The sequence below is a fragment of the Mycobacterium sp. genome (genome assembly GCF_040398885.1).
Lineage (GTDB): Bacteria > Actinomycetota > Actinomycetes > Mycobacteriales > Mycobacteriaceae > Mycobacterium.
The window spans coordinates 1-3,111 of record NZ_JBBATF010000243.1 but is presented as its reverse complement, the minus strand read 5'-3'; the positions used below and the strand labels follow the sequence as shown (position 1 = coordinate 3,111).

Below are 3,111 nucleotides of genomic sequence, written 5' to 3'. Positions count from 1 at the left end.
CCAGGGCTGGAAGGCAGCAAGGGTCAACGGGCTCTGGCGGGTGCGCGGGGTCCCCCTCATTCGAAAGGCCCGCGGTGTCGCTCCAGTCCCTCAGCCGCGACGAACTGCGGATCCACCATGACGAGCAGCGGCGCAACTACTCCGACCTGCAGAACAAGAAGCTCGCCCTGGACCTGACCCGGGGCAAGCCCTCGGCCGAGCAACTCGACCTGTCCAACGGCTTGCTGGAACTGCCCGGCCGCGGAGACTTCCTCGACGCCGAGGGCGCCGACACCCGCAACTACGGCGGTCAGCACGGCTTGACCGGCCTGCGCGCGATCTTCGGCGAATTGCTCGGTATCCCGGTGCCCAACCTGATCGCGGGCAACAATTCCAGCCTGGAATTCATGCACGACGCCGTGGTGTTCGCGATGCTGCACGGCTGCCTCGACTCCGCCCGGCCGTGGATGCGTGAGCCGGTGGTGAAGTTCCTGTGCCCCTCGCCCGGATATGACCGGCACTTCGCCGTCACCGAGACCCTCGGCATCGAGATGATTCCGGTCCCGATGCGCGACGACGGACCCGACGTCGACCTCGTCGAGGAACTCGTCGCCGCCGATCCGGCCGTCAAGGGGATGTGGTGCGTGCCGGTGTACTCCAATCCGACCGGGGCGGTGTACTCCTGGGAGGTGGTCCGCCGACTGACCCAAATGCGCACGGCGGCAGCGGATTTCCGGCTTTTCTGGGACAACGCCTACCTGGTCCACACGCTGACCGAGGACTTCGTCCGTCAGATAGACGTGCTGGGTCTGGCCGCGGAGGCCGGGCACCCGAACCGGCCCTTCGTCTTCACCTCCACCTCCAAGATCACCTTCGCCGGTGCCGGGGTGGGCTTCTTCGGCGGCTCGCTGGGCAACATCGCCTGGTACCTGCAATACGCCGGTAAGAAGTCGATCGGACCGGACAAGGTCAACCAGTTGCGGCACCTGAGGTTCCTGCGCGACGCCGACGGGGTGCGCCGGCACATGCTGCGCCACCGGGAGCTCCTGGCGCCCAAGTTCGCCCGGGTGCGCGACATCCTCGACAAGAGGCTCTCGGAATCAAAGATCGCCTCCTGGACCGAGCCCAGAGGCGGCTACTTCATCAGCCTCGACGTGCTGCCGGGCACCGCCAAGCGCACCGTCGCGCTGGCCAAGGACGCCGGCATCGCCGTCACCGCCGCGGGAGCCTCCTTCCCGTACGGCGAGGACGCCGACGACACCAACATCCGGATCGCCCCCAGCTTCCCTCCGCTGGCGGACCTGTCCGACGCCATCGACGGGCTGGCCACCTGCGCGCTGCTGGCGGCCACCGAGAAGCTGCTCGGGTCCGAAACCGTCGCAGACGGTCGGTAGCCTGCTGTCGTGGCGCTCTACCGCAAGTATCGACCGGCGACGTTCGCCGAGGTGGTCGGCCAGGAGCACGTCACCGAACCGCTGTCGACGGCGCTGGCGGCCGGGCGGATCAATCACGCCTACCTGTTCTCCGGGCCGCGGGGCTGTGGCAAGACCTCCTCCGCGCGCATCCTCGCCCGCTCGCTGAACTGCGAGCAGGGTCCGACGCCCGAGCCGTGCGGGGAGTGCGATTCCTGTGGGTCGCTGGGCCCGGGCGGCGGCGGGTCCTTCGACGTCGTCGAACTCGACGCCGCCAGCCACGGCGGTGTCGACGACACCCGCGATCTGCGTGACCGGGCATCCTTCGCCCCCGCCCAGAGCCGCTACCGGATCTTCATCATCGACGAGGCGCACATGGTCACCACGCAGGGCTTCAACGCGCTGCTGAAGATCGTCGAGGAACCGCCCGAACACGTGATCTTCGTGTTCGCCACCACCGAACCGGACAAGGTGCTCCCGACGATCCGGTCGCGCACCCACCACTACCCGTTCCGGTTGCTGGCCCCCAAGACGATGCGCGGGCTGATCGAGAAGATCCTGGCCTCGGAGAGCGTCGAGGTCGACGACGCCGTCTTCCCCCTGGTCATCCGGGCCGGCGGCGGGTCGCCGCGCGACACGTTGAGCGTGCTCGACCAACTCCTGGCCGGTGCCGACGGCAACCGGGTGCGCTACCAGCGGGCGCTGGCACTGCTCGGCGCCACCGACGTCGCGTTGATCGACGTGGCCGTGGACGCCCTGGCGGCCGGGGACGCCGCCGCGTTGTTCGGGGCTGTCGAATCGGTGATCGACGCCGGGCACGACCCACGGCGCTTCGCCGTCGACCTGCTGGAGCGGTTCCGGGATCTCATTGTGCTGCAAGCAGTTCCGGACGCTGCCAGCCGCGGAGTGGTGGACGCGCCCGGCGACGTCCTGGAGCGGATGCGCGATCAGGCGACGCGGTTCGGACCGGCGACGCTGGCCCGCTACGCCGAGGTGGTGCACGCCGGTCTCGGTGAGATGCGCGGTGCCACCGCCCCGAGGCTGCTGCTGGAGGTGGTGTGCGCCCGGCTGCTGCTGCCCTCGGCGTCGGACACCGAATCGGCACTGCTGCAACGCGTGGAGCGCATCGAGACCAGGCTGGACATCTCCATCCCGGCCGCGGAGGCCGCCGCCGTCGCGCCGCCGCCGTCGGACAGGCAGTACGTCCGGAAGACCCAGGCCCCGGCGCCCGAGCCTGCCCCGGCGCCCGAGCCTGCCCCGCCCAAACCGACGTTTGGGCGTGAAAGTGCGAGTGTGGACCGACAAAACGTCGATCTCGGCGAGGCGCAGCCCACCCCGCCTGCGCCCACCCCGCCTGCGCCCACCCCGCCTGCGCCCACCCCACCGGCGGCCTCCGTGCCCTCACCCCCGCCCACCCCGGCAGGAGTGCAGCCGCGCAACGACAGTGCGAGCGCGCCCCAGCCTCACGTCAATCGTGAGGCACCTGCAGCCCCAACTCCCGGCCAACCGGATGCCGCCGCGGTGCGCCAGATGTGGTCAACGGTCCGGGACAAGGTCCGCGACCGCAGCAAGCCCCTTTACGCCATGCTGGCCGACGCGACCGTTCTCGCCGTCGACGGCGACACCCTGATACTGGCCCACAAGGCGCCGATGCTGGCCAAACGACTGACCGAGCAGCACAACGCCGACGTGATCCGCGATGCGCTCAAGGACGCCCTCG

Annotated in this window: 2 protein-coding genes; both read left to right on the top strand. The window is 69.8% G+C overall.

The features are described 5' to 3' along the window. The first annotated feature begins 74 nt into the window (after window positions 1–74). On the top strand, window positions 75–1,373 hold the full coding sequence (locus tag ADBZ5U_RS15440) for an aspartate aminotransferase type Ic (RefSeq protein WP_526811658.1): 1,299 nt from the start codon (window positions 75–77) through the stop codon (window positions 1,371–1,373). Window positions 1,374–1,382: 9 nt separating this feature from the next. Then, the coding region (locus ADBZ5U_RS15435; protein ID WP_526811657.1) for a DNA polymerase III subunits gamma/tau at window positions 1,383–3,111 on the top strand (1,729 nt) is incomplete at its 3' end.